Below are 26,187 nucleotides of genomic sequence, written 5' to 3'. Positions count from 1 at the left end.
GTTCGAAGCGGGGCTAAATGGTACGTTTTTTTGTCGCTGATTGCCCGCGCTCTATGCCACTACAAACCGCCGGTGTTTCTGCGCGGCGCTTTGCGGGACACTAGCGCATCGGTTTTGTGGAGCCTGTCATGACTGCCAGTGAAGAAAAGTACACCCGCCAGACCCTGCTCGAGGTCCAGCCCCTGACCTCCAGCCTGTTCACCCTGCGCACCACCCGGGATGCGGGTTTTCGCTTTCGTGCCGGGCAGTTCGCTCGCCTCGGGGTGACCAAGGCCGACGGCAGTACGGTGTGGCGCGCCTATTCCATGGTGTCATCGCCGTTCGATGAGTTTCTCGAGTTCTTTTCCATCGTGGTGCCCGGCGGCGAGTTCACCAGCGAGCTGAGTCGCCTGGAAGTGGGGGACAGCCTGCTGGTGGATCGCCAGGCCTTTGGCTACCTGACCCTGGACCGATTCGTCGACGGTCGCGACCTCTGGCTGCTATCCACCGGCACCGGGATTGCGCCGTTCCTGTCGATCCTCCAGGACTTCGAGGTGTGGGAAAAATTCGAACGCATCATCCTGGTCTACAGCGTGCGCGAGGCCAAGGAGCTGGCCTATCAGCGCCTGCTGGCCGAGTTGCCCCAGCGCGAATACCTGGCGGAATTTGCCCACAAGCTGCAATTCATCAGCACCGTGACCCGCGAGCAGCATCCGGGCAGCCTCAACGGGCGCATCACCCAGTTGATCGAGAGCGGTGAGCTGGAGCGTGCCGCCGGCGTGGAGCTGAGCCCCGAGCACTCCCGGGTGATGCTCTGTGGCAACCCGCAGATGATCGATGACACCCGCGCCCTGCTCAAGCAGCGGGGCATGAGCCTGAGCCTGACCCGGCGACCGGGGCAGGTGGCGGTGGAAAACTACTGGTAATGAAAACGGCGCCATCAGGGCGCCGTTGTCGTATTGCGGGATCAGCCTCAGGGCTTGTTGTTCTGAGCCTTGAGCAGGTCGCGGATCTCCCCCAGCAGCTCTTCTTCCTTGGTCGGCACCGGCGGCAGCGTCGGGGCCACGGCCTCTTCGCGCTTGAGACGGTTGATCACCTTGACCCCCATGAAGATGGCGAAGGCAATGATCACGAAGTCGATGATGCTCTGGATGAACTTGCCGTACGCCAAGACCACTGCCGGCGTATCGCCCGCAGCCGCCTTGAGCGTGACCGCCAGATCCCCGAAGTTCACCCCACCGATCAGCAGGCCGATTGGCGGCATGACCACGTCGCCAACAAAGGACGAGACGATCTTGCCGAACGCGGCGCCGATGATGATACCGACGGCCATATCGACCACATTACCTTTGACCGCGAAGGCCTTGAATTCACTTAGCACGCCCATAGGTTATTCCTTGCTACAGATGAGGTTGGTTACGGCAGTGTAATTCAGCAAAAAGTATTTTGCCGAAACAACTTTTTACAGCTCGCGGGGTTATCGACCGATAAAGAGGCAAATAGTTTATTCAAAGTGCCATCAAGTCGCGCGCGATATACCCCGCGCCCCACGATATAACCAGTACATTCTGTCAATCGAGCGGTTACGGCCTTTCTATTTATCTTTCAAATATTTAGTCACTAGCCTCTAGCAGGCGCATCGAGATGCGCCTTATATAACTAGAGGAATACAACATGACCGCTTCTCTTGGCCTTGGGAGTCTTTCCCAGCGACGCGTACTGGGCGTGCTTGCCGCCAGTATGCTTTCCCTTTCCGTACAGGCCGCCACGCTGACCCGCGACAACGGTGCGGCAGTGGGCGACAACCAGAATTCGCAGACTGCGGGCGCCACCGGCCCGGTGCTGTTGCAAGACGTGCAGTTGATTCAGAAGCTCCAGCGGTTCGACCGCGAGCGCATTCCAGAGCGAGTGGTGCATGCCCGTGGCACGGGTGCCCACGGTACTTTCACGGTAACCGACAACCTCACGGACCTGACCCGTGCCAAGGTGTTTGCCGCCGGCGAAGTGACCCCAGTATTCGTGCGTTTCTCGGCGGTGGTGCATGGCAACCACTCCCCGGAAACCTTGCGCGATCCACGGGGCTTCGCCACCAAGTTCTATACCGCGGACGGTAACTGGGACCTGGTGGGCAACAACTTCCCGACCTTCTTCATTCGTGATGCCATCAAGTTCCCGGACATGGTGCACGCATTCAAACCGGACCCGCGCACCAACCTTGACGATGACTCGCGGCGTTTCGATTTCTTCTCCCATGTTCCCGAAGCCACCCGTACTCTGACCGAGCTGTATTCCAACTCCGGCACTCCGGTCAGTTACCGGGAAATGGACGGTAATGGTGTGCACGCCTACAAGTTGATCAACGCCAAGGGCGAAGTGCACTACGTGAAGTTCCACTGGAAGAGCCTGCAGGGTCTGAAGAATCTCGACCCGAAACAAGTGGTGGAGGTACAGGGCCGCGATTACAGCCATATGACTAATGACTTGGTAACCCACATTAATAAAGGGGACTTTCCCAAGTGGGACTTGTATGTCCAGGTATTGAAACCCGAAGACCTAGCCAAGTTTGATTTCGACCCGCTGGACGCTACCAAGATCTGGCCCGGTGTGCCCGAGCGCAAAGTCGGGCAGATGGTGTTGAACCGCAATCCGGCCAACGTCTTCCAGGAAACCGAGCAAGTGGCCATGGCACCGGCCAATCTGGTGCCAGGCATCGAACCGTCGGAAGACCGCCTGCTGCAAGGACGGGTGTTCTCCTATGCCGATACCCAGATGTACCGCATCGGCGCCAATGCCCTGCAATTGCCGATCAACGCGCCGAAGAACCCGGTGAACAATGGCAACCAGGACGGCGCGATGAACCTGGGCCACAGCAGCACGGGGGTCAACTACCAGCCAAGCCGCCTGATGCCACGCGAAGAGCCGCAGACCGCGCGCTACAGCCAGATGGCGCTGGCGGGCAGCACCCAGCAGGCGAAGATCCAGCGCGAGCAGAACTTCAAGCAGGCCGGTGACCTGTATCGCTCCTTCAGCAAGAAGGAACGCCAGGACCTGATCGACAGCTTCGGCGGCTCCTTGGCCACCACTGATGATGAGAGCAAGCACATCATGCTGTCGTTCCTTTACAAGGCCGACCCTGAATACGGCACTGGGGTGACCAAGGTGGCCAAGGGCGACCTGGCCCGAGTCAAGGCCCTGGCGGCGAAGTTGAGCGACTGATCGAGCGAGCCTTACCCGTCACGCCCGCCCGGGCGTGACGTCTTTTTCCGACAGAGGAGTCGCGCCATGCGTCTTTTTATAGCGCTGCTGTCAGTGGCCTGGTCGTTTGCCGCCTACGCGCAGCCTACGGCCGAAGCAGCGGCCGCCGCCGACCCGGTGGCGGTCAAGGTCCAGCTGGAAAACTACTATTTCGATGCCGCCCGCCGTGGTGATGTGGAAATGCTCGACACCTTTATCGCGGCCGGCTATTCCCTCGATACCCAGGATGAAAAGGGCTACACCGCGCTGATCCTCGCGGCCTATCACGGCCAGGGCCCGGCGGTGGAGCACCTGCTGGCCGCTGGGGCCAACGCCTGCGCCCAGGACAAGCGTGGCAACACGGCCTTGATGGGGGCGATCTTCAAGGGCGAGGTGCAGATCGCCCGGCGCCTGCTGGCCGCCGATTGCAGCCCCGACCAGCGCAATGGCGCCGGCCAGACCGCCGCCATGTACGCCGGGTTGTTCAAGCGGGTCGAATTGCTTGATGCCCTGGCCGCCAAGGGCGCCGACCTGAATGCCGAGGATCCCCTGGGCAATAGCGCCACGCGCCTGGCCAGCGGGCAGATACGTACCGCCGCACCGCGCTGATCCGCGCCAGCTGAGCTATCATCGCGGTTTTTGCCGGGGGTTCAGATGGCCAAGGCCAAGCGCATGTACGGCTGCACCGAGTGCGGCTCCACCTTTCCCAAATGGGCCGGGCAGTGCGGTGAGTGCGGGGCCTGGAACACCCTGACCGAGACCATGATCGAAAGCGGCGGCGCGGCGGCACCTGCCGGGCGCACCGGCTGGGCCGGGCAGCAGGCGCAGATCAAGACCCTGGCGCAAGTCAGCGTCGAGGAAATCCCGCGTTTCTCCACCGCTTCCGCTGAACTCGACCGGGTACTGGGCGGCGGCCTGGTGGACGGTTCGGTGGTGCTGATCGGGGGTGATCCGGGGATCGGCAAGTCGACCATCCTGCTGCAGACCCTGTGCAATATCGCCACGCGCATGCCGGCGCTGTATGTCACCGGTGAGGAATCCCAGCAGCAGGTGGCGATGCGCGCCCGGCGCCTGGGCCTGCCCCAGGACCAACTGCGGGTGATGACCGAGACCTGCATCGAAACCATCATCGCCACGGCCCGGGTGGAAAAACCCAAGGTCATGGTGATCGACTCGATCCAGACGATTTTCACCGAACAACTGCAGTCGGCCCCGGGCGGCGTGTCCCAGGTGCGCGAGAGCGCGGCCTTGCTGGTGCGCTACGCCAAGCAGAGCGGCACGGCGATCTTCCTCGTCGGCCACGTGACCAAGGAAGGCGCCCTGGCCGGGCCGCGGGTGCTGGAGCACATGGTGGACACCGTGCTGTATTTCGAGGGCGAATCCGACGGGCGCCTGCGCTTGCTGCGGGCGGTGAAGAACCGTTTCGGTGCGGTGAATGAGCTGGGTGTATTCGGCATGACTGACCGCGGCTTGAAGGAGGTCTCCAATCCTTCGGCGATTTTCCTGACTCGTGCCCAGGAAGAGGTTCCGGGCAGCGTGGTGATGGCCACCTGGGAAGGCACCCGGCCGATGCTGGTGGAGGTCCAGGCGCTGGTGGATGACAGCCACCTGGCCAACCCGCGCCGGGTGACCCTGGGCCTGGACCAGAACCGCCTGGCCATGCTGCTGGCGGTGCTGCATCGCCATGGCGGCATCCCCACCCACGATCAGGATGTGTTCCTCAACGTGGTGGGCGGGGTCAAGGTGCTGGAAACCGCCTCCGACCTGGCGTTGATGGCCGCCGTGATGTCGAGCCTGCGCAACCGTCCGTTGCCCCATGACCTGCTGGTGTTTGGCGAAGTCGGCCTGTCGGGTGAGGTGCGCCCGGTGCCCAGCGGTCAGGAGCGCTTGAAGGAAGCGGCCAAGCACGGCTTCAAGCGAGCTATCGTGCCCAAGGGCAACGCGCCGAAAGAGGCGCCGCCGGGCTTGAAGATCATTGCCGTGACCCGCCTGGAGCAGGCGCTGGATGCACTTTTCGAGTAAGCATGCAGGTCTTTTTTGAAAGGAAGCAGGTGATATGGCCATGAGCGGATTCAGGGGGCGGGTGTTGGGTTGGGGGTTGCTGGGCTATTGCGGCCTGGCCCTGGCACAGCCGGCCGAGGTGCCGGAAGGCTATCGGATTGCCCAGCAGGTGCTGGTGGGCGACGGTTCGGTGCTGGAGGTGCTGGAGGATGTGCGCATCACTCCCCAGTTGCATGCCGATAGCTGGGGCAATGGCCTGGACGCCGACAGTTTTGCCGAGCCGGAGGGGGATCAGCCGAGCGCGCCGTTGGGAGCCCAGGCGCGCCTGGTGTCCGATAGCGGCGAGGTACTGGCGCACAAGTCCCTGGGCTACCCGATGGCCACCGTGGAAAAGGCACCGCTGAACGGCCTGCCGTCCCCGGCGTTTTTCCTGACCATCGACCAGACCGCTCCCATGGGCAGCTACAGCGGCCCGGCCACCCAAGTGCTGATGCCGGAACAGAATCAGTTGGACCCGGTGCTGTGCCAGGGGGAGGGCGCGGAGAAGCAGCCGCTGGTGTTTGCCCAGACCGGCAAGGCGGCCTGGCAGATCGTACCGTCCGTTGGTGGCGGCACGGAAAGCATCCAGCAGGTGTCGTCCGCTTCATCGATGGAGAACGAAGAATTCGTCACCACCTATCGCACCTTCCGTTATGCCGACGGCCAGTGGACTGTCACCACGCGCCAGCAGGCGGGTTACTGGGACACGGAAAGCGAGTTTCCCGAGCCCGCGCTGTTTCCCTGAAAGGCCATCAGATATCGATCAAGGCCCCGAGCTCGCGCTCAAGCTCCTCGGGATCTGCCAGGTTCAATTCGATCAGGCGCCTGAGGTGCTCGATGGACTCCAGGCCGATGTGCAGGCAGACGAAGCCCAGTTGGCCCTTATTGTCATGGGCCAGTTGTACGTCCATGCGCACATCGGCGTCGGAACTCAGGTGAATGTCGGCCTCGAAGGGGCGCGCCGGGTCGCCCAGCCACGGATCGGGGCGCTCGATCAGCAGGCCCTTCAGTGAAAGATCCAGCAGCCGTACCGGCCAGCGGTGGGTGCCTTGGCTGAGTTCGGTCCGGGCATCGAAGGCGATGCGTTTGAAGCGTCGGCGGTCGTCGTGTTGCTCGGTCATGGGCTGGCCCTCTGCATGGTGCCCTGAACTATAGACCCCGGTTCGCGCCTGTCGCTACAACCAGCGCCGGACCTTGCGGCAGTAGTCACGGTAGGGCTGGCCAAAGAGCTCCAGCAGTTGTCTCTCGTCCGGGCGGATCACCGTGCGGTTCATCAGGTACAGCAGCCCCGGCAGCAACAGCCAGGGCCACAGGTTGCCCAGCAGCAGGGCAATGGCGCAGTAGCCCAGGGTGTCGCCCAGGTTGATCGGGTTGCGCGAGATGGCGAAGGGGCCATCGCGGAGCAACTGGTCGGGCTGGTCGAAGTTGCTGGAGGTGGTGCGCTGTTGCCGGAAACGCCACATGGCCCAGAACGACAGGCCCTGCCCGAAGACGATCAGGATCACCGCCAGGCTGCGCACGCCGTTATTGACCGGCAGCGGCAAGGGCAGCCAGCCGCTGAGAAACAGCGCCAGGGTCAGGCACAGTAAATACAGGAGTGGCGGTGGCAATGGCGGTTGTTCGGGCGGCGTTGACATGGAGGTTCCTGCACCAGGGCTCAAGCGTGCGACTGTCGGCAAGTGCCCAGGGTTCCGGTTTTTTCCTGGCGGGCCCCGCTCAGGCAGATCGGGAGCAAGAAAAATCGCCCTCATAAGTTAAAAGAAGGCTCTAGACCAACGTGGGGGGTGGTCTTTAAGAGCAGTAGCGCTACACTCGAAACGCGGTTTTTCTATCCTCCTGGCTGGAATAAAAAAATGAAAAATAATAATAGCCTGTTGCGCCATGTTCCTTGGCTGCTGCTGGCAATCGTAGGAGCTTGCGCCCTTGGCGTAGTTGCATTGCGTCGCGGCGAGGCGATCAACGCCTTGTGGATTGTGGTCGCCGCCGTGGCCATCTATCTGGTGGCGTACCGGTATTACAGTCTGTTCATTGCCAACAACGTGATGCAGCTGGACCCGGGCCGGGCCACGCCCGCCGTGGTCAACAATGATGGCCTGGACTACGTCCCGACCAACAAGCACATCCTCTTCGGTCACCACTTCGCGGCCATTGCCGGCGCAGGTCCCCTGGTGGGCCCGGTGCTGGCGGCGCAGATGGGCTACCTGCCCGGCACCCTGTGGCTGATTGCCGGGGTGGTCCTGGCCGGTGCGGTGCAGGACTTCATGGTGCTGTTCCTGTCCACCCGGCGTAACGGCCGTTCCCTGGGCGACATGGTCCGTGAGGAAATGGGCCGTATCCCGGGGACCATCGCGCTGTTCGGCTGCTTCCTGATCATGATCATCATCCTCGCGGTGCTGGCGCTGATCGTGGTCAAGGCCCTGGCCGAGAGCCCGTGGGGCATCTTCACGGTGATGGCGACCATCCCGATCGCGGTGTTCATGGGCGTGTACATGCGCTACATCCGCCCGGGCCGCATTGGTGAGATCTCGTTGATCGGTGTGCTGCTGTTGCTCGGCTCCATCTGGCTGGGTGGCCAGGTGGCGGCGGATCCGGTGTGGGGCAAGATGTTCACCTTCACCGGCGTGCAGATCACCTGGATGCTGATCGGCTACGGTTTCGTCGCGGCAGTACTGCCGGTGTGGCTGATCCTGGCACCGCGGGACTACCTGTCGACCTTCCTCAAGATCGGCACCATCATCGCTCTGGCGATCGGCATCCTGATCACCATGCCCGAGCTGAAGATGCCGGCCCTGACCCAGTTCACCGACGGCACCGGCCCGGTGTGGAAAGGCGGCCTGTTCCCCTTCCTGTTCATCACCATTGCCTGCGGTGCGGTTTCCGGCTTCCATGCGCTGATCTCCTCGGGCACCACGCCCAAGCTGCTGGATAACGAAGCCAACGCCCGCTACATCGGCTACGGCGGCATGCTCATGGAGTCCTTCGTGGCGATCATGGCCATGGTCGCGGCCTCGGTGATCGAGCCGGGCGTGTACTTCGCCATGAACAGTCCGGCGGCCATCGTCGGCGGCGACGTGGTGGCGGTAGCCCAGACTGTCAGCAGCTGGGGTTTTGCGATCAGCCCGGACCAACTGCAGGCGGTGGCCAAGGACATCGGTGAAAACACCATCCTGGCCCGTGCCGGCGGCGCGCCGACCCTGGCAGTGGGGATCGCGCAGATCCTCCACCATGTATTGCCGGGTGAGAACACCATGGCCTTCTGGTACCACTTCGCGATCCTGTTCGAAGCCCTGTTCATCCTCACTGCGGTGGACGCCGGTACCCGTGCCGGGCGCTTCATGCTTCAGGACCTGCTGGGTTCCTTCGTTCCGGCGCTGAAACGCACCGAGTCGTGGACCGCCAACCTGATTGCCACCGCAGGCTGCGTGGCGCTCTGGGGCTACCTGCTGTACCAGGGCGTGATCGATCCTCTGGGCGGCATCAACACCCTGTGGCCGCTGTTCGGCATCTCCAACCAGATGCTGGCCGGTATCGCCCTGATGCTGGGTACCGTGGTGCTGATCAAGATGAAGCGCCAGCGCTACATCTGGGTCACCCTGCTGCCGGCTGTGTGGCTGCTGATCTGCACCACCACCGCAGGCTTCATCAAGCTGTTCGACGCCAACCCGGCGATCGGCTTCCTGGCGCTGGCGAAGAAATACAGCGATGCAATGGCCAACGGCCAGATCATCGCCCCGGCCAAGGACATCACGCAGATGCAGCACGTGATCTTCAACGCCTACACCAACGCGACCCTGACAGCCCTGTTCCTGCTGGTGGTGTTCAGCATCCTGTTCTACGCGCTCAAGGTCGGCATCGCCGCCTGGGGCAGCAAGGAGCGTACGGATAAAGAAGCGCCCTATCAGGCGGTGCCGGATGCGTAATCGAGGATTGCAAGCATGTTCAACGACCTGAGTCGCCTCGGTAAATACCTCGGTCAGGCCGCGCGCCTGATGGTCGGCATGCCCGACTACGACAACTACGTCGAGCATATGCAAACCAAGCACCCGGACAAGCCGGTGATGTCGTACGAGGCGTTCTTCCGGGAACGCCAGGAGGCGCGATACGGCGGCAAGGGCGGTCCGAAGTGCTGTTGAAACACAGCGTTTGAGCCACACCCCTGTAGGAGCCGGTTTGCCGGCGATAGCGGTTCTTCGGACGCCATCGCCAACAAGCCGGCTTCTACGTTTTTATGCGTGGGAGATCCTGTTTTGCACAACCCTATTCCCGTGACCGTGCTCAGCGGTTTTCTTGGCGCCGGCAAGACCACTTTGTTGCGCCACCTGCTCAAGGCCGAGCACGGCCTGAAAATCGCCGTGATCGAGAACGAATTCAGCGATGCCGGCATCGACACCCAGTTACTGGGCGAGCAGCCGGTACAGGTCATGACCCTGTCCAATGGCTGCGTCTGCTGCACCATTCACACTGACCTGACCAAGGCCCTGTACCTGTTGCTGGAGCGTCTGGACAGCGGCGAGATCGCCTTTGACCGGCTGGTGATCGAGTGCACCGGGCTGGCCGATCCGGCGCCGGTGGCACAGACCTTCTTCATCGATGAGGAACTGCGCGAACGCTATATCCTCGACGGCATCATCACCCTGGTGGACGCCAAGCACGCCGAGTTCCACCTGACCCAGACCATTGCCCAGGCGCAGATCGGTTTTGCCGACCGGCTGCTGGTGAGCAAGCGTGACCTGGTGGACGAGGCGACTTTCGAAGCCCTCAGCCAGCGCCTGACCCGGATCAACCGCCGGGCACCGATCCGCCTGGTGGAGCACGGCCAGATCGACCTGGCCGAGCTGCTGGATGTGCGGGGGTTCAATCTCAATGCCGACCTGGGGGGCGGTCTCAGCCTGCGGCCAGTGAGCAAGGCGCCGTCAGTGGACCGGATTTCCAGCCTGGTGCTGCGCACCGAGCAAGCCCTGGACCTGGATCGCCTGAGCGAATTCATGAATGAGCTGCTGGAAGACCACGGCAAGCAACTGCTGCGCTACAAAGGTGTGCTGAGCGTTATCGACGAGCCCCGGCGCATGGTGTTCCAGGGCGTGCTCAAGCTCTATGGCTTCGATTGGGACAGCGAATGGGCCGAAGGCGAAGTGCGCGAGAGCGTGATGGTGTTCATTGCTGACGATCTGCCGGAGAAGAAGATCCGGCAGGGGTTCGAGCGGATGCTCGCGGGCTGATGGCGGCTACAGGCCGCCCAGCAGGCGCTGCTCCAGGTGCGCCAGGTGCTGGTTCATCAGGGTTTCGGCCTTTTCGGCATCGGCCTCCTGTAGTGCCTCGATGATCTTCGAGTGTTCCTGCCAGGAGCAGTAGTTGCGGGCCCGGCCCTCGAACTGGGCGATGGCCAGTGAGGTCAGGGGCACCAGGCTGCCAAGGAACTGTGCCAGGGGCCCGTTGCCGGCGATTTCCGCCAGTTGCAGATGGAACTCCCCGGACAGGCGGATAGCCGGCCCGCGCTGGTCGCGGGCAATGGCCTCGCGCTCCTGGGCGATCAACTCGCGCAAGGGTTGCAACTGGCGCTGGGGCTGCTGGCAGGCCAGGCGCACCAGGGTGATTTCCGTCAGGCGCCGGGCATGCAGGATCTGCCGGGTCTGTTCCAGGTCCGGCGCCGCCACCTGGGGCCGGTAATTGGGCCGCAGGATTACCACTTGCTGATGGGAAAGCCGCGCCAGGACCTGGCGCACTATGCTGCGGCTGACGCCGAAGGCCTGCCCCAGGCTGTCTTCGGTGAAGCGGCTGCCGGGAGCGATGCGCTGTTCGAGAATGGCGTCGAAGATCTGCGGGTAGACATCATCCACCAGCAGCTTCCTTTCACCCCGAGGGCGCCTTGGCTGGCTGGCCACCCGGGTGAAGGGATTGTTTTTCAGGGCGTAGCTGACCATGGCCTGTCTCCAGTCCGGTTGCTGACTCGGGGGGATTACTGGGCGCTGTTGCCCAGGTGATCGTCCGGGATATTCAGTTCGATGCCCATGCGCTGGCCTTCCTGGAGGATGTGCCGGCGCATCTCGGCGCTGGCCAGGGCGCTGTTCTTGTTGCGGATGGCCCGCACCACCGCCTCATTTTCTTCCAGGCGTTCGGCCAGGTGCTCCGGTGAATTGCGCAGGATCTGTGCGCTTTGCTTGAGGGCATTGCTGGTCTGTTGCACCACGTTCTGGAAGATCGGGTTGCTGGTCAGGGTGAACAGTTCCTCGTGGAAGGCGATGTAGGCGTTGACCCCGGCTTCGCTGTCGCCGGCTTCAAGGGCTTCGCGCATGTCCATCAGGGTCAGGCGCAACTGGCCGACTTCCTTGCTGCTGATGGATTGCGCTACCAGGCCGACGATGAAGGGCTCCAGGGTGTAGCGCAGTTGCAGCACGTCTTCGAGGCTGGCCCCGGCCACAGCGCTGTCGCTGCCCTGCGCTTCGTCCAGGGGGGTGTCCAGCACCACCACGCCTTTGCCGGGCATGGAGCGCACCAGGCCCAGGGTCTCCAGGACGATCACCGCTTCGCGCAGGCTGGGGCGGCTGATGCCCAGTTGCTCGGCCAATTCGCGTTGCCCTGGCAGCATGTCGCCGGAGCGCCACTGGCCGCGGGCCAGGGCGGCCCGGAGCTTTTCTACCACTGAATTCACCACTGTTGACGAGCTGATCACTGTTGACTCCATGAACGATTAATAGCGCGCTGTTGCCGCGCCGAGTGTTGTGCCTGCCGATGACAGGCACAAGATCGGGTCAAAATTCCTGCTGGTGGGCGCCGGTCACCGGTTTTCGGGCCTGGAAGGTGTAGCCCTGCTGGCCGCTGAGCACCTTGTTGGCCCGCTGCACGTCGATGTCCTTTTCCCAGCGGGCGATGGCGACGGTGGCCACGCAGTTGCCGATCAGGTTGGTCAAGGCGCGGCCAATGCCCATGAACCAGTCCACCGCCAGCACCAGCACCAGGCCCACCACCGGAATCGCCGGGATTGCAGTCAGGGTTGCCGCCAGGATCACCAGCGCCGAGCCGGGGATGCCGTGGGCGCCCTTGGAGGTGATCAGCGACACCAGAAGAATGGTCAAGAGGTCCGACATGGACAGCGGAGTGCCGGTGGCGTTGGCAATGAAGACGATGGCCAGGGTCAGGTAGATGGAGAAGCCGTCGAGGTTGAACGAGTAGCCGGTGGGAATCACCAGGCCTACGGTGGAACTGCCGATCCCCAGGTGTTCCAGCTTGCGCATGATCTGCGGCAGCACGGCGTCGGAGGAAGCGGTGCCGAGGACGATCAGCAACTCTTCGCGCAGGTACTTGAGAAAGGGCAGCATGCGCAGGCCCGACAAACGCATCACCAGGCCCAGGATCACCGCGACGAAGGCAAAGCAGGTCAGGTAGAACAGCCCCACCAGGCTGCCCAGGTGCTGCAGCGAATCCAGGCCGTACTTGCTGGTGGTGAAGGCGATGGCACCGAACACGCCGATGGGCGCCAGACGCACGATCATGCCCATGATGCGGAAGATCACATGGCTCAGTTCGTTGATCAGCCGGGAGATGCCCGAGGCGGCTTCACCCACCAGGTTAAGGGCGCTGCCGAACAATACCGAGAACAGCAGTACCTGGAGGATGTTGTTCTCGGCGAAGGCACCGATCACCGAGGTGGGAATCAGGTCCATGAGGAACTGGGTGGTGGTGTGCATGTGCTGGCCGCGCTGGGCGATGTCGCCCATGTCCGCGGTGGACAGTTGCTCCAGATGGATGTTGGCGCCGCTGCCGATGCCGGTGCTGAAGGCCATGACCAGGCCGATCACCAGGGCCACGGTGGTGAGGATCTCGAAGTAGATCACCGACTTGAGGCCGATGCGGCCGACCTTTTTCAGGTCGCCGGCACCGGAGATGCCGCTGACGACCACGCAGAACACGATCAGCCCGATCAGCATCTTGATCAGCTTGATGAAACCATCGCCTAGGGGTTTGAGCTGGGAGGAGTATTCGGGGAGGGTGAGTCCGCACACGATGCCGAGCATCAGTCCGAGGACAACCTGGAGGAAAATCGAACGCGAGCACCATCTGAGCATGGGGGGAATCCTGGTCGGTGTCCTGTCTGCCGTGCGCGGGGGATGCGCAGCGGATGGAGGACTTAATTATTGTGGTCTTACCGGTATGTCCAGTGCAGGCGCAGTCTACGCTCGGGTTTTATGGATTTACAAGGGGGAGTGTGAAGATTGGCTTTACCGGTCTGACCAGTAGTTTTTCCTCCCCTGGCCACTGTAGCCGGTGTCGCAGGCTGCGATCGGCCGGACCAGCCGCCCGGGCATCTTGCGTTCGCAAGACCTCGCAGGCTCCTTTCACCGCCTGTCGCCGCGGCCCTGCGGGCACAAAAAAGCCCGGCACTGGGCCGGGCTTTTTCTGCTGCGGTCTGCGGGCTGATTAAGCGCCGTATACCGGCAGCTTCTTGCAGATGGCCTTGACCTTCTCACGCACAGCGTCGATCACCGCTTCGTTGTTCAGGTCCGCCAGGATGTCGCAGATCCAGCCGGCCAGTTCCTTGCACTCGGCTTCCTTGAAGCCACGAGTGGTCACGGCCGGAGTACCGAAGCGCAGGCCGGAGGTGACGAACGGGGAGCGTGGATCGTTTGGTACGGAGTTCTTGTTCACGGTGATGAAGGCTTTGCCCAGGGCGGCGTCAGCGTCCTTGCCGGAGATGTCCTGCTTGATCAGCGACAGCAGGAACAGGTGGTTCTTGGTACCACCGGACACCACGTCGAAACCGCGCTCGATGAACACTTCGGCCATGGCCTGGGCGTTCTTCACCACTTGTTCCTGGTAAGCCTTGAACTCAGGCTGCAGTGCTTCCTTGAAGCAGATGGCCTTGGCGGCGATCACGTGCTCCAGTGGGCCGCCCTGGGCGCCAGGGAATACGGCGGAGTTGAGCTTTTTCTCGATGTCGGCGTTGGCGCGAGCCAGGATCAGGCCGCCACGTGGACCGCGCAGGGTCTTGTGGGTGGTGGTGGTCACAACGTCAGCGAATGGCACCGGGTTCGGGTAGACGCCAGCGGCGACCAAACCGGCCACGTGGGCCATGTCGACGAACAGGTAGGCACCAACCTTGTCGGCGATATCGCGAAAGCGCGGGAAGTCGAGGATCTGCGAGTAGGCAGAGAAGCCGGCCACGATCATTTTCGGCTTGTGCTCGACGGCCAGGCGCTCGACTTCGTCGTAGTCGATCAGGCCGTTGGCGTCGATGCCGTACTGGATAGCGTTGTACAGCTTGCCGGAGGAGGACACCGCGGCGCCGTGGGTCAGGTGACCGCCGTGGGCCAGGCTCATGCCCAGGATGGTGTCGCCGCCTTGCAGCAGGGCCAGGTAGACCGCGGCGTTGGCTTGGGAACCAGCGTGTGGCTGGACGTTGGCGTAGTCGGCGCCGAACAGCTCCTTGGCGCGGTCGATGGCCAGCTGTTCAACCACGTCGACGTATTCGCAGCCGCCGTAGTAACGCTTGCCCGGGTAACCTTCGGCGTACTTGTTGGTCAGTACCGAGCCTTGAGCTTCCATCACCGCTGGGCTGGTGTAGTTTTCCGAAGCGATCAGCTCAATGTGCTCTTCCTGGCGCTGAGCTTCTTGCTCCATGGCGGCAAAGAGATCGGCGTCGTACTTGGCAATAGTCAAATCACGGCTGAACATGGCGGTCCTCAAGGATCGGGGGCAGAAAAGGGAGGCATTCTAACCCAATGGGTTTTAGATGGCATATGAAAGGACATCATGTCGCAGACAAGTGGCCTTCACTTGGGTACGGGCTCGTGCAGGAGCTGGCTTGCCAGCGAAGAGGCCCCTGAGACCGCCTTCGCCGGCAAGCCAGCAATTACGCAAGCAGGGGATGTTAGTCGAACATGAACAGGGCGTCGTTGCTGAACTGCGCCTCGAAGCGGTTGGCCGGCATCGGCCGGCCGAACAGGTAGCCCTGGACCTCGTCGCAGCCATGTTCGCGCAGGAACTCCAGCTGTTCGTGGGTCTCCACGCCTTCGGCGATCACCGCCAGGTTCAGGCTGTGGGCCATGGCGATGATGGCGCGGGCGATCTGCGCATCCTGCTCGCCGGACGGCAGGCCGTCGACGAAGGTGCGGTCGATCTTCAGTACGTCGATGGGGAACTGCTTGAGGTAGTTCAGCGATGAGTAGCCGGTGCCGAAGTCGTCCACCGCGATGCTCAGGCCGAGGTTCTTCAGGCCATCGAGAATCTGCATCGCCTCGCTGACTTCGCGCATCAGGATACTTTCGGTCAGTTCCAGCTCCAGGCACGCCGGTGGCAGGCCGGTGTCCTTGAGGATGGTGGCGATGCGCATGCCCAGCTGGCCGTCGGAGAACTGCCGGGCGGAGATGTTCACCGAAACCTTCGGCACCCGCACCTTGGCCTGGTGCCAGGACTTGAGCTGGCGGCAGGCTTCGCTGATCACCCAGTCGCCCACATCCACCACCAGCCCCAGTTCTTCGAGCACCGGAATGAAGTCACCCGGCGGTACCAGGCCGCGACGCGGGTGGCGCCAGCGCAGCAGCGCCTCGGCGCCGGTCAGGCGCTTGCCGTCACCGCTGAACTGCGGTTGGTAATAAAGCACGAATTCCTCCTGCTCCAGGGCGTGGCGCAGGTCGCTTTCCAGTTCCAGGCGCTCCAGGGCGCTGGCGTTCATGTCTGCCTGGTAGAACTGGAAATTGTTCTTGCCGCGTTCCTTGGCGTGGTACATCGCGGTGTCGGCGTTCTTCATCAACTGGCTCAGCTCGTTGCCATCCTGGGGGCTCAGAGCGATGCCGATACTGGCGGTAACAAAGAACTCGCGGCCTTCGAGGACGAAGGGTTTGACCAGGCTGGCGAGAATCTGCTCGGCCACATGGATCGCCCGGTTCAGGGCCATCTCACGGCTGGAGCGCGGCTGCAGGAGCAGGGTGAATTCGTCGCCGCCCATGCGTGCCACGGTGTCGTCGTCATCGACGCAGCCCAGTAGGCGCGTGGCCATTTCCTTGAGCATGCGATCGCCGGCGGCATGGCCCAGGGAGTCGTTGATCGGCTTGAAGCGGTCCAGGTCGAGGAACATCAGCACCACCCAGGACTTCTGTCGTTCTGCCGATTGCAGGGCGGTGTGCAGGCGGTCCTGGAACAGAGTGCGGTTGGGCAGGTGGGTCAGGGCGTCGTAGTAGGCCAGGCGGTGGATGCGCTGTTCACTGGCCTTGCGTTCGCTGATGTCGCTGAAGAAGCACACGTAGCTGGCCAGGTCGCCTTCATCGTCGAGCACTGCGGTGATCCCGACCCACGCCGGGTAGTGCTCGCCATTGCGGCGCTTGAGCCAGACTTCGCCTTCCCAGGTGCTGTGCTGGTTCAGTTGCTTGAGTACATAGCGCAGGTGGGCTTCCTGCTGGTCGTCCACGGTGAGCATGTTCGGCAACTGGTCGAGCACCTGGGACACCGCGTAGCCGCTGACCCGGCTGAACGCCTCGTTGGCCTGGACGATATAGCCGGCGGGGTCGGTGATCAGGATCGCCGAGGTCGAGTGCTCGAATACCGTGGCCGCCATGCGCAGGTCCTTTTCCGCTCGGCGCTGCTGGCTGATGTCGCGGCCGACCCCGAGCACGCCCTCGAAGGCGCCATGCTCGTCCCACACCAATACCAGGCGCAGTTCGATGGGGATCTTGCGGCCATCGGCCCGCAGGCAGTCGAACAGGAACAGCTGGGTCTGCACCTGGCTGCGCAATTGCGCCAGTTGCTCGGGTTTGTCCAGGGCCTTGCTGACCCGGTCCATGAGGGTGTAGATGCCGCTCAGCTGCTGCGGGTTGGCGATGGTCGACTGCCAGCCGTTCTGGAAGATCCACTCCACGTCGTAGCCGAGCACCGCGTGCACCGAAGGGCTGACGTAGTTCAGCGAAAGCTTGCTGTCGGTGGAGAAGATCACGTCGCTGATGCTTTCGGCGAGCATGCGGTAGCGCTGCTCGCTGTCACGCAGGGACTCGCTGGCCTCGATCTGGTCGGTGATGTCCTTGGCCACGCCGATGATCCGCGTCACCTGGTCGTAGCGGTCCCGGGCCAGGGCCTGCTCGCGAATCTCGAAGCGCCGCCACTGGCCGCTGCGGTGGCGGAAGCGCAACTGGCATTGCAGGAGTTGGGCGTAGGCCGAATGCCGCTGTTCCTGGCGCAGGCGGTGATAGAGGTCGGCGTCTTCCGGGTGCAGGAGGATTTCCCAGAAGTACTCGCCCATCTGGTGCAGCTCGGTCTTGTTGTAGCCCAGGGTCTGGCCCAGATGGTGGTTGCTGAAGATCATCCGCTGGCTGATCACATCCTGTACGTACAGGTGATCGGGCACGGTGCGCACCACGTCCGACCAGAACCCTTCGCGCTCCAGTAGTGAAAGTTCGATCAGCTTGCGGCTGGTGATGTCGCTGATGCTGAGGATCACCGCGCTGTAGTCCGCGATGGCCTCGGGCAGGCGCAGGACCAGCCACAGATGCTGGTCGTTGCCCTGGGCGTCGCTGAGCTTGATCTCCAGTTCCAGCTGTTTCTGCTGGTTGATCACGGCTTCGAGCAACTGGCTGCCGATGGCGTTGCCGTTCTTCGGGCTGCCTTCGATCAGCAGTTGCCAGGCCTGCTCGCTGGATTCGACGTTGAGCAGGCGCAGGGCAACCTGGTTGACCTCGGTGATGCGCAATTCACTGAGCAGTTGCAGGCGGTGGCCAGGATCGCTGGCCTGCCAGCGCTTGAGTTGGTCGCTGTTGTGCAGGTTGTGCTTGTCGAGCAAGCCTGGAAGCCCGGAGATATCCATGACGCACAAGGCCACGCCGGTGCCTTCGAAAATGTCCTGATAGCGCCGCCGGCCCTCGTGCAGTTGGCGCTGGCGCCGGCGCATGTTCAGCAGGGCGATCACCGGCAGCAGGGAGAAGGCCAGGCCCAGCAGGCACTTGCCAATGAAGGCCGGCAGCAGCGCCTCGAGCACCGCCCGCTGGTCGAACAGGCCGCGCAGTTGCCAGTCGCTGTTGCTCAGGGGCACCAGCAGTACGCTGCTGGCCATTTCGTCGGGATCCAGCATGCCTGGGGGCGAAGTGCTGCGCTCATCGCGCTTGATCACCTGGTGGCTGAGGCGGTTCTCGATCACCCAGGTGGGCTTGAAGCCCTCTTCGCTTTGCCGCACCAGGGTCTGCAGAAAGCTCGGAGCCAGGCGCAGGACCCAGTAGCCGCGGCTCCCGCCGCTGGACTGGTGCAGCAGGACATGCACCACCGAGCCATCGGCGGGGTTGCTGTAGTAGTAGCGTTGGGCACGGCTGCGCTGGACCAGCTCGGCGAGCCACAGGGCGTCCTGGCTGTCGGTGGCGCTGTCGCTGAGGATCTGCCCCTTGCTGTCCAGCAGGGCAAAGCTGCGTACGTCCGGCAGCGAGCGCTGGAGTTTCTGAAGCAGTTGCTGTTGCTGCTGGCTGTCTTGCGGCGCCTCGATGATGGGTAGCAGATTGAGGGCGATCTGGGCGTTGAGCGCCAGGTTCAGGCTCAGGTGGTCGGCCAGGTCGGCGCTGTAGTCGATGGCATGCTGACGCTGGTCCTGGCGGGTCTGTTGCAGTTGATCGAGCAACTGCCAGAACAACAGGGCCAGCAGCAACAGCACCAGCGTCGCCAGTGCGCCTTTGAGTGTGCCACGCATAGGATAGGCCGACCCGGGGGCAGCGGCGCGCGCGGGCTTTGGCGAAGTGACGTTGAACAAGCTGTGATCCTGCGGTTTGGCTGGGCTGGCGCGACGTGCACTATAAGCCGGACGCCCGAAGGGCGGCTAGCATGCCTTGAGTTGTGGCAAAGTGCCAGTCCCGCCTGGCTGGACCTGGATCGTGCATTGAGGTAGTTTTGCCGGTTACGCGGGAGCGTTCCAGCTCCAGACAATCAGGCTTTTTCCGCCCGTCGGTATTGATCATGGTCAATGCCGGCGCAGCGCATGGCCTGGCCCGGGCCCGGCCCGTTCTATTCATCTGTCACTGACGCTAGGTTCACCATGGCTCAATACGTCTTCACCATGCATCGGCTGGGCAAGGTTGTTCCGCCGAAGCGGGAAATCCTGAAAAACATCTCCCTGTCCTTTTTCCCTGGCGCCAAGATCGGCGTGCTGGGCCTCAACGGTTCGGGCAAGTCCACGCTGCTGAAGATCATGGCCGGCGTCGACACCGAGTTCGAGGGCGAAGCCCGCCCGATGCCGGACCTGAACATCGGTTACCTGCCCCAGGAACCCCAGCTGGACCCGGCCAAGACCGTGCGTGAAGTGGTCGAGGAAGCGGTCAGCGTGATCAAGGACGCCCAGGCGCGCCTGGACGAGGTCTACGCCGCCTATGCCGAGCCGGATGCCGACTTCGACAAGCTGGCCGCCGAGCAGGCCAAGCTGGAAGCCATCCTGCAGGCCAGCGACGGCCACAACCTGGAGCGCCAGCTGGAAGTGGCCGCCGACGCCCTGCGCCTGCCGGCCTGGGACGCCAAGGTCGAGCACCTGTCCGGTGGCGAGAAGCGTCGTGTGGCCCTGTGCCGCCTGCTGCTGTCGGCCCCTGACATGCTGCTGCTCGACGAACCCACCAACCACCTGGACGCCGACTCCGTCGCCTGGCTGGAGCACTTCCTCCACGACTTCCCGGGCACCGTGGTTGCGATCACGCACGACCGTTACTTCCTGGACAACGTTGCCGGCTGGATTCTGGAACTCGACCGCGGCGCCGGCATTCCTTACGAGGGCAACTACTCCGGTTGGCTGGAAGCCAAGTCCGACCGTCTGGCCCAGGAATCCAAGCAGCAGTCGGCCCATGAAAAGGCCATGAAGGAAGAGCTGGAGTGGGTGCGCAAAGGCGCCAAGGCCCGCCAGTCGAAATCCAAGGCTCGTCTGCAACGCTTCGAGGAAATGCAGTCCCAGGAATTCCAGAAGCGCAGCGAAACCAACGAGATCTACATCCCGGCCGGCCCGCGCCTGGGTGACAAGGTCATCGAATTCAAGAACGTCACCAAGGGCTACGGCGATCGCGTGCTGATCGACAACCTGTCGTTCTCCATGCCCAAGGGCGCCATTGTCGGCGTGATCGGCGGTAACGGTGCCGGTAAATCGACCCTGTTCCGCATGCTCATGGGCAAGGAAACCCCGGATTCGGGCAGCATCGAGATCGGTGAAACCGTGCAGCTTGCCTGCGTGGACCAGAGCCGTGAGGACCTGGACGGCAGCAAGACCGTGTTCCAGCAGATCTCCGACGGCTCCGACCAGATCCGCATCGGCAACTACGAGATCCCGTCGCGTACCTACGTCGGCCGTTTCAACTTCAAGGGCGGCGACCAGCAGAAGTTCGTCAAGGACCTGTCCGGTGGTGAGCGCGGCCGCCTGCACCTGGCCCTGACCCTGAAGGAGGGTGGCAACGTCCTGCTGCTCGACGAACCTTCCAACGACCTCGACGTTGAAACCCTGCGCTCCCTGGAAGAAGCCCTGCTGGACTTCCCGGGCGCCGCCATTGTGATCTCCCACGATCGGTGGTTCCTGGACCGGGTGGCCACTCACATCCTGGCGTACGAAGACGACTCCCAAGCGGTGTTCTTCGAAGGCAACTACACCGAGTACGAAGCCGATCGCAAGAAACGCCTGGGCGAAGCCGCGGCGCAACCGCACCGGGTACGGCACAAGAAGCTGGCCTGATCGGTTAGCTGCTTGAAAAAAACGGGGCCTTCGGGCTCCGTTTTTTTATGCCTGGCAGAAACCACGGCGGTTAATTCGGGGGCGTGGCTCAACGTTCAAAGTGAGTGCAAAGCAGTTAATTTTTGTCACCAATTCGGTGCGTAAAACACCTGTAGAACCGGGCTATTTATATTTATTGCACCATTTAAATTCATATCTGCGACATTTTGCGCTGTCGCGGTGCGGATTGAATTGATAAAGTCCCGGGCAAATCTCTTCTTAACGACAATAAATTTGCCGAGACTTCCCATGATCGAATCCGTCGAAGACTTCCTCGCCCGCCTGAAAAAACGCGACCCGGACCAGCCTGAATTCCATCAGGCGGTGGAAGAGGTCCTGCGCAGCCTCTGGCCGTTTCTCGAAGCCAATCCGCACTACCTGAGCTCCGGTATTCTCGAGCGGATCTGCGAGCCTGAACGCGCGGTGGTCTTTCGCGTGTCGTGGGTCGACGATCAGGGCAAGGTTCGGGTCAACCGCGGCTTCCGCATCCAGATGAACAGCGCCATCGGCCCGTACAAGGGCGGCCTGCGCTTCCATCCCTCGGTCAACATGGGCGTGCTGAAATTCCTCGCCTTCGAGCAGACCTTCAAGAACTCCCTGACCTCCCTGCCCATGGGCGGCGGCAAGGGCGGTTCGGACTTCAACCCCAAGGGCAAGAGCGACGCCGAGGTGATGCGCTTCTGCCAGGCCTTCATGAGCGAGCTGTACCGGCATATCGGTGCCGACGTTGACGTCCCGGCCGGTGACATCGGCGTGGGTGCCCGGGAAATCGGTTTCCTCTTTGGCCAGTACAAACGCCTGAGCAACCAGTTCACGTCGGTGCTGACCGGCAAGGGCATCAGCTACGGTGGCAGCCTGATCCGCCCCGAGGCCACGGGCTTTGGCTGCGTGTACTTCGCCGAGGAAATGCTCAAGCGCCGCGGTGATCGGGTCGAAGGCAAGCGCGTGGCGATCTCCGGCTCCGGCAACGTGGCCCAGTATGCGGCGCGCAAGGTCATGGACCTGGGTGGCAAGGTGATCTCCCTGTCCGATTCCGAAGGCACCCTGTATTGCGAGTCGGGCCTGAGCGAAGAGCAGTGGCTGGCGGTACTGGAACTCAAGAACGTGCAGCGTGGGCGTATCAGCGAGCTGGCGAGCCAGTTCGGCCTGGAGTTCCGCGCCGGCCAGACTCCGTGGGACCTGCCGTGCGATATCGCCTTGCCCTGCGCCACGCAGAATGAACTGGACGCCGAGGCGGCCCGTACCCTGCTGCGCAACGGCTGCACCTGTGTCGCCGAAGGTGCCAACATGCCGACCACTCTGGAGGCTGTGGATATCTTTATCGACGCGGGCATCCTCTTCGCCCCGGGCAAGGCGTCCAACGCCGGTGGCGTGGCGGTGAGTGGCCTGGAAATGTCGCAGAACGCCATGCGCCTGCTGTGGACCGCCGGTGAAGTGGACAGCAAGCTGCACAACATCATGCAGTCGATCCACCACGCTTGCGTGCACTATGGCGAAGAGAATGGCCGGATCAACTACGTGAAGGGTGCGAACATCGCCGGCTTCGTCAAGGTCGCCGATGCCATGCTGGCCCAGGGCGTGGTCTGAACCGTCTCAGGCCGGTTCGATGCGGATGATCTCGATCAACTGATTGCCCGCCGGCCTTTGCCACAGGACTTCGTCCCCCGGTTGTGCTCCCAGTAGGGCACGACCCAGGGGCGAGGCCCAGTTGATCAGCCCCTTGGCCGCATCCGCTTGATCCTCCCCCACCAATTGCACGCTTTGCTGGCGATCCTGTTCATCGGCGAAGGTCACCCGGCTGCCGATCTGCACCTTGTCGGTTGAATTGGCCGTCGTCACCACTTGGGCGCTGTGCAGGCGCTGGGTGAAATAGCGCAGGTCGCGCTCAAGCTCTGCCATTCGCTGCTTGTCGGCGTCATCCCCCAGGTCGTTTTGCTCGCTGTGCTGGCTGTGCAGCAGGGCAACCCTGGCCTGCAATTCGGCAAGGCCCTGGGGTGTGACGTAATTGGGCTGGGCGCTGATCTGGCGCTCCACCGGCTGCTCGGCCTGGGCGGCTTGATCTTCATTGACGAAAGCGCGGCTCACGGTTTTCTCCTTGAAGGGAGGCGGGTGGACCATGGTTGCAGGCTTTTCACCTGGGCGGTTACCTGAAAGCGACCTACGGCGAACGATAGGCCCGGGCCGCATCGCGGTCCTTTTCCTGCTGCCAGGCTCGCTCGCGCTCGTCCCAGTGCCGCTCTCGATACTCGTTGCGGTCCTGGTTCTCCAGCATGGCCTGGCATTGGCGGAAACCATCGTTCCAGCCTTCGGCGTATTGCGCGTCCTTGAGGTAGCGCGGTACGTCCTTGCGAAACTCTCCGCTCATGGAGCCTGCCGCCTGGCGGCCGCTGACGCAGCCGGCATCGAAGCCATCGGCAAAGGCCGGCGGATAGCCCTGCGCCAGCAGATGCTCATGGGTTGATTCACAGCCACCGACTAGCGCCAGCAACAGCGCTGCCCACCCGTACCGCCACATTTTCGTCTCCCAGGCTTCCTCTGCGTGAAGTCTAGAAGGGCGTTTGTCAGCAAGCCGTGAAAGCTGGGTGATCAACCCATTTATCCGTGGCCGCTGGTGCAGGCTGCGACAAGGTTCGCAGCACCTTCCAGGGCCCTTGAGAGCGGCCTCTGGCTGCCTTTAGTAGTGATACCACTTGAGTTCGAGCATGACCTCGTTGACCGGAGTCGCCAGTTGGCTGAACTCCCGCTGTGCGCTCAGGCGCAGGCCCAGGTTGCGCGACAGCTCCCACTGCTGGTTGAGGCTCAGGCTGCGGCGTACCTCGCCATTGGTGAAGTAGTCGCCCTTGGCCTCAAGGCTGAAGTTGCCCAGCGGGTTTTTCCACAGCAGCCCGGAGTTGAAGCCCGCTGCCGGGGCGATGAAACCGGCGAAGTCGGCGTTGTGCTCGACCCGCACCGTGCCCAGGACAAAGCCCAGGGTGTCCTCGCCCAACTGCCAGGTGCCGCCGGCCCCGCCGTTGACGTGGCTGACCAGGGTCTCGTCGTCGTGTTTGCCCGGTACTCGCTCCAGGCCGCCGGTGACCTGCCAGGACCAGGGTTGCAGCAGGTCATTGCGTGGGGTCAGGGAACGGATGGTCGCCAGGTCCAACTGTTGCAACTGCCAGTGGTTGCCTTCGTACTGGCGCAGCTTCATCTGCAGGATCTCGATCTGCGCCCCCAGGGGGAAGCCTTCGGCGTTGTCGTTGAGGTCGTGATAGGCCATGCGCAGGCCGTACTCGGCGAAGGCCTTGTCGTCCCGGGTGCCGACTCCCAGCTGCCAGGTGCGCGACTGGTGGCCGTCTTCCGGCAGGCCGGGGCGCTGGATCTGCAGCTCCGGTGCCGGGTTCTGGTTGATTGCCCGCAGCAGTTCGAAACTGCGTTGCGAGCGCTGCGCATCTCGTTCCAGGCCGTTGGCCCGGTAGCGTTCAAGACGGTAGGCGGCATCCACGATCAAGGCCTGTCGATCCCGGGGCAGAGCCTTCAGCTCAGGGGCCTGCAATTGCTTCTGGTCAGCGCTGACCTTGAGCACCCATTGCTGTTCTTCCGGGTCCAGGGGCTGGGCGCGGCTCAGCAGCTCCCGCTCCCGGGACGGGCGATAGTCGATGCGTTCCACCAGCCCGGCGTCCTTGACTGCCTTGACCGTATCGGTAGGGATCGCCGTCAGCGGGAACTGTTCGGTCAGGCGCAGGCTGGGGCGCGCCACTTGCAGCAGTTCCAGGAGCCGGTAGGAGCAGTTTTCATCGAAGAAGAAGTAGTCGAACTTGATCTGCTTGAGTTCCCAGACATGCTCCACCATGCGTTCGGTTTCGGCCTGGGTCAGGTTCAGGCGGTATTCCCACAGGTCGCGGTTTTCCAGGCTGCGGTATTCCGAGAGCTTCTCCTGGTAGGGCACCAGAGCGAACAGCCCCGGATAGCCGCCCATCAGGCCTTTCCAGGCGTAGAGAATGCTGTTGTCCGAGCCCTCGATATAGGCCCCGAAGTTGATTGCGTAGCTGAGCAGCGCGGTGTTGTTGCTCTGTACGTCCGCCTGATCGATGCGCAGCAGGGTGTGGCCGAACATCGACGAGGGGCTGTTCAGGTAGGCCGCGGGAAAGATCATCACCGTGCTGTGGGGCGAGACATCTTTGAACCATTGCTTGAACTCGGCGCATTCCACCGGAGGCAAGTCGTTCAGGCCCAGTTGCGCCTTGAGCCAGCGGGTGCGGGACGGGTAGACGCACTGGGCATGCTGGTCACCCGCATCGGCGGGAGCGTAGAGGGCGTTTAGGGTCGCGGCCAGCTCAGCGTCGGGATGGTGGGCACCGTCGGCAGCGAGGAAGAATTTCGGGTCGCTGACATAACTGCGCCAGCCGCCGAGCTTGGCAGTTTCGTAGTGACCTATGGATATCCAGAAGGGGTCATTGGCCAGTTGCTGCAAACGTTGAGGGTCGATGTGAGGCGCGGCATACAGCGGGGCGCAGACACAGAGCGCCAGGTAGGCAAGGCGTTTGAGCATGTTGGGCAACTTAAGTCGGAAATACAAAGACCCAAGGTGGGCAAGGTCCGGAAAATAAAACCCGCTCCTCGCGAGGAGCGGGTGGGGCGAGCTTAAGCTGGGGTTGCGTACTTGGCCAGGCGCGCGTCGTTTTTCAACACGGCCAGGGTATTGGTGTGCACATCTTCCGCGGTCACGTCAGCCTTGCTGAAGATCTGTTGGAAGTGCGCGTGGGTAACCGCGGCAAAGTGCGCGCGATCCTCAGGGGCTACACCGAGTACCACGGCGTAGGTGGTCAGGGCTTCGCCTTGACCCTTGGCCATGTCTTCGGAGAGCTCGTTCATCATGCCGTTCATGGCGAACCAGGACTTGCCGCCATAGGTCAGCGAGGCATTGGTCGAGCAGCCGTTGGTACCGGAGGTCATGCCGAAAGTGGCGTTGCCTGAGGTGCCGTTGGTGGTGGATGCGAGGAAGTGCGCCGGAGTGCCGCGCTGGCCTTCGAACAGCATGTTGCCCCAGCCGCAATCCGGGCCGCCTGGCGCCTGGGCCATGGCGTTGAGGGATACAGCGGTGAAAAGAGTACCGAGAAGAATCCGTTTCATAGCGTTGTTCTCTTTGTGTGCATACCAATGGACAGGGAGACTGGCCCGTGTGGGCGCCAGTGGGCCGGTTATCTATCCAGCCGCGCAGTTTGGAGTTTAGGCAGGTTCCTCAGGTTCCGTAACTA

The 26,187-nt window shown here is 62.7% G+C and carries 22 protein-coding genes; 10 read left to right on the top strand and 12 right to left on the bottom strand.

The features are described 5' to 3' along the window. Positions 1-128 precede the first annotated feature (128 nt). On the top strand, positions 129-905 hold the full coding sequence (locus ABCR88_RS28460; RefSeq protein ID WP_053153998.1) for a ferredoxin--NADP reductase: 777 nt from the start codon (positions 129-131) through the stop codon (positions 903-905). A gap of 47 nt (positions 906-952) precedes the next feature. Here ABCR88_RS28460 and mscL read toward each other — a convergent pair whose 3' ends face one another. Then, positions 953-1,366, bottom strand: a complete 414-nt coding sequence (gene mscL / locus ABCR88_RS28455) for a large-conductance mechanosensitive channel protein MscL (protein ID WP_011063583.1) — start codon at positions 1,364-1,366, stop codon at positions 953-955. A 287-nt stretch (positions 1,367-1,653) separates the two neighbouring features. Between mscL and katB the strand changes: the two genes are divergently transcribed. From katB to ABCR88_RS28435, 4 genes are all read left to right on the top strand, one after another. Beyond that, a complete protein-coding gene (gene katB, locus ABCR88_RS28450) occupies positions 1,654-3,195 on the top strand; it encodes a catalase KatB (RefSeq protein WP_350403739.1) in 1,542 nt (513 codons plus the stop codon). A 66-nt stretch (positions 3,196-3,261) separates the two neighbouring features. Continuing rightward, on the top strand, positions 3,262-3,822 hold the full coding sequence (locus ABCR88_RS28445) for an ankyrin repeat domain-containing protein (RefSeq protein ID WP_350403738.1): 561 nt from the start codon (positions 3,262-3,264) through the stop codon (positions 3,820-3,822). Positions 3,823-3,867: 45 nt separating this feature from the next. Then, the gene (radA, locus tag ABCR88_RS28440; RefSeq protein WP_232644519.1) at positions 3,868-5,235 is read left to right on the top strand and encodes a DNA repair protein RadA; all 1,368 of its coding nucleotides are present in this window, start codon (positions 3,868-3,870) and stop codon (positions 5,233-5,235) included. Between the two features lie 40 nt (positions 5,236-5,275). Continuing rightward, positions 5,276-5,998: a hypothetical protein gene (locus tag ABCR88_RS28435; protein WP_232644518.1), complete on the top strand. Its 723-nt coding sequence runs from the start codon at positions 5,276-5,278 to the stop codon at positions 5,996-5,998. Between the two features lie 7 nt (positions 5,999-6,005). Here ABCR88_RS28435 and ABCR88_RS28430 read toward each other — a convergent pair whose 3' ends face one another. Both ABCR88_RS28430 and ABCR88_RS28425 read right to left on the bottom strand, forming a co-directional pair. Then, the gene (locus ABCR88_RS28430; RefSeq protein ID WP_232644517.1) at positions 6,006-6,374 is read right to left on the bottom strand and encodes a PilZ domain-containing protein; all 369 of its coding nucleotides are present in this window, start codon (positions 6,372-6,374) and stop codon (positions 6,006-6,008) included. A gap of 54 nt (positions 6,375-6,428) precedes the next feature. After that, positions 6,429-6,890, bottom strand: a complete 462-nt coding sequence (locus ABCR88_RS28425; RefSeq protein ID WP_015637107.1) for an isoprenylcysteine carboxylmethyltransferase family protein — start codon at positions 6,888-6,890, stop codon at positions 6,429-6,431. 216 nt (positions 6,891-7,106) lie between these two features. On the opposite strand from ABCR88_RS28425, the gene ABCR88_RS28420 reads away from it, so the two are divergent. The 3 genes from ABCR88_RS28420 (at position 7,107) to yjiA (ending at position 10,472) form a co-directional block, all read left to right on the top strand. Continuing rightward, a complete protein-coding gene (locus ABCR88_RS28420) occupies positions 7,107-9,173 on the top strand; it encodes a carbon starvation CstA family protein (protein WP_350403737.1) in 2,067 nt (688 codons plus the stop codon). Positions 9,174-9,188: 15 nt separating this feature from the next. Next, entirely contained in the window at positions 9,189-9,386 is a 198-nt protein-coding gene (locus ABCR88_RS28415; protein WP_007937254.1) for a YbdD/YjiX family protein, read from the top strand. A 114-nt stretch (positions 9,387-9,500) separates the two neighbouring features. Then, positions 9,501-10,472 carry a GTPase gene (yjiA, locus tag ABCR88_RS28410; RefSeq protein WP_350403736.1) on the top strand — a complete coding sequence of 324 codons (972 nt, stop codon included), beginning with the start codon at positions 9,501-9,503 and terminating at the stop codon, positions 10,470-10,472. A gap of 6 nt (positions 10,473-10,478) precedes the next feature. Here yjiA and ABCR88_RS28405 read toward each other — a convergent pair whose 3' ends face one another. The 5 genes from ABCR88_RS28405 to ABCR88_RS28385 form a co-directional block, all read right to left on the bottom strand. Beyond that, positions 10,479-11,174 carry a GntR family transcriptional regulator gene (locus tag ABCR88_RS28405; RefSeq protein ID WP_232644515.1) on the bottom strand — a complete coding sequence of 232 codons (696 nt, stop codon included), beginning with the start codon at positions 11,172-11,174 and terminating at the stop codon, positions 10,479-10,481. A gap of 35 nt (positions 11,175-11,209) precedes the next feature. After that, the gene (locus tag ABCR88_RS28400; protein WP_041119954.1) at positions 11,210-11,923 is read right to left on the bottom strand and encodes a FadR/GntR family transcriptional regulator; all 714 of its coding nucleotides are present in this window, start codon (positions 11,921-11,923) and stop codon (positions 11,210-11,212) included. A gap of 79 nt (positions 11,924-12,002) precedes the next feature. Then, positions 12,003-13,316 (bottom strand): C4-dicarboxylate transporter DctA, encoded by a 1,314-nt coding sequence (locus ABCR88_RS28395; protein WP_041119953.1) that lies wholly within the window; start codon positions 13,314-13,316, stop codon positions 12,003-12,005. A gap of 352 nt (positions 13,317-13,668) precedes the next feature. Continuing rightward, on the bottom strand, positions 13,669-14,922 hold the full coding sequence (gene glyA / locus ABCR88_RS28390; protein ID WP_041119952.1) for a serine hydroxymethyltransferase: 1,254 nt from the start codon (positions 14,920-14,922) through the stop codon (positions 13,669-13,671). 196 nt (positions 14,923-15,118) lie between these two features. After that, the gene (locus ABCR88_RS28385) at positions 15,119-18,907 is read right to left on the bottom strand and encodes an EAL domain-containing protein (RefSeq protein ID WP_350403735.1); all 3,789 of its coding nucleotides are present in this window, start codon (positions 18,905-18,907) and stop codon (positions 15,119-15,121) included. A 342-nt stretch (positions 18,908-19,249) separates the two neighbouring features. On the opposite strand from ABCR88_RS28385, the gene ettA reads away from it, so the two are divergent. Together ettA and gdhA are read left to right on the top strand one after the other, a co-directional pair. Next, positions 19,250-20,914 carry an energy-dependent translational throttle protein EttA gene (gene ettA, locus ABCR88_RS28380; protein ID WP_011063569.1) on the top strand — a complete coding sequence of 555 codons (1,665 nt, stop codon included), beginning with the start codon at positions 19,250-19,252 and terminating at the stop codon, positions 20,912-20,914. A 288-nt stretch (positions 20,915-21,202) separates the two neighbouring features. Then, the gene (gene gdhA, locus ABCR88_RS28375; RefSeq protein ID WP_011063568.1) at positions 21,203-22,540 is read left to right on the top strand and encodes an NADP-specific glutamate dehydrogenase; all 1,338 of its coding nucleotides are present in this window, start codon (positions 21,203-21,205) and stop codon (positions 22,538-22,540) included. 6 nt (positions 22,541-22,546) lie between these two features. Here the strand turns inward: gdhA and ABCR88_RS28370 are convergent, their stop codons facing one another. From ABCR88_RS28370 to ABCR88_RS28355, 4 genes are all read right to left on the bottom strand, one after another. Beyond that, the gene (locus ABCR88_RS28370) at positions 22,547-23,038 is read right to left on the bottom strand and encodes a GreA/GreB family elongation factor (RefSeq protein WP_011063567.1); all 492 of its coding nucleotides are present in this window, start codon (positions 23,036-23,038) and stop codon (positions 22,547-22,549) included. A gap of 73 nt (positions 23,039-23,111) precedes the next feature. Continuing rightward, entirely contained in the window at positions 23,112-23,468 is a 357-nt protein-coding gene (locus ABCR88_RS28365; RefSeq protein ID WP_011063566.1) for a hypothetical protein, read from the bottom strand. 159 nt (positions 23,469-23,627) lie between these two features. Further along, positions 23,628-25,481 (bottom strand): DUF4105 domain-containing protein, encoded by a 1,854-nt coding sequence (locus ABCR88_RS28360; protein ID WP_041119947.1) that lies wholly within the window; start codon positions 25,479-25,481, stop codon positions 23,628-23,630. A gap of 92 nt (positions 25,482-25,573) precedes the next feature. Beyond that, positions 25,574-26,062, bottom strand: a complete 489-nt coding sequence (locus tag ABCR88_RS28355; protein ID WP_325985255.1) for a DUF3015 domain-containing protein — start codon at positions 26,060-26,062, stop codon at positions 25,574-25,576. Positions 26,063-26,187 lie beyond the last annotated feature (125 nt).

Origin of the sequence: Pseudomonas sp. W17 (assembly GCF_040268305.1) — a bacterium.
GTDB classification, from domain to species: Bacteria; Pseudomonadota; Gammaproteobacteria; order Pseudomonadales; family Pseudomonadaceae; genus Aquipseudomonas; species Aquipseudomonas protegens.
This window is presented reverse-complemented; position numbering and strand designations above follow the sequence as displayed.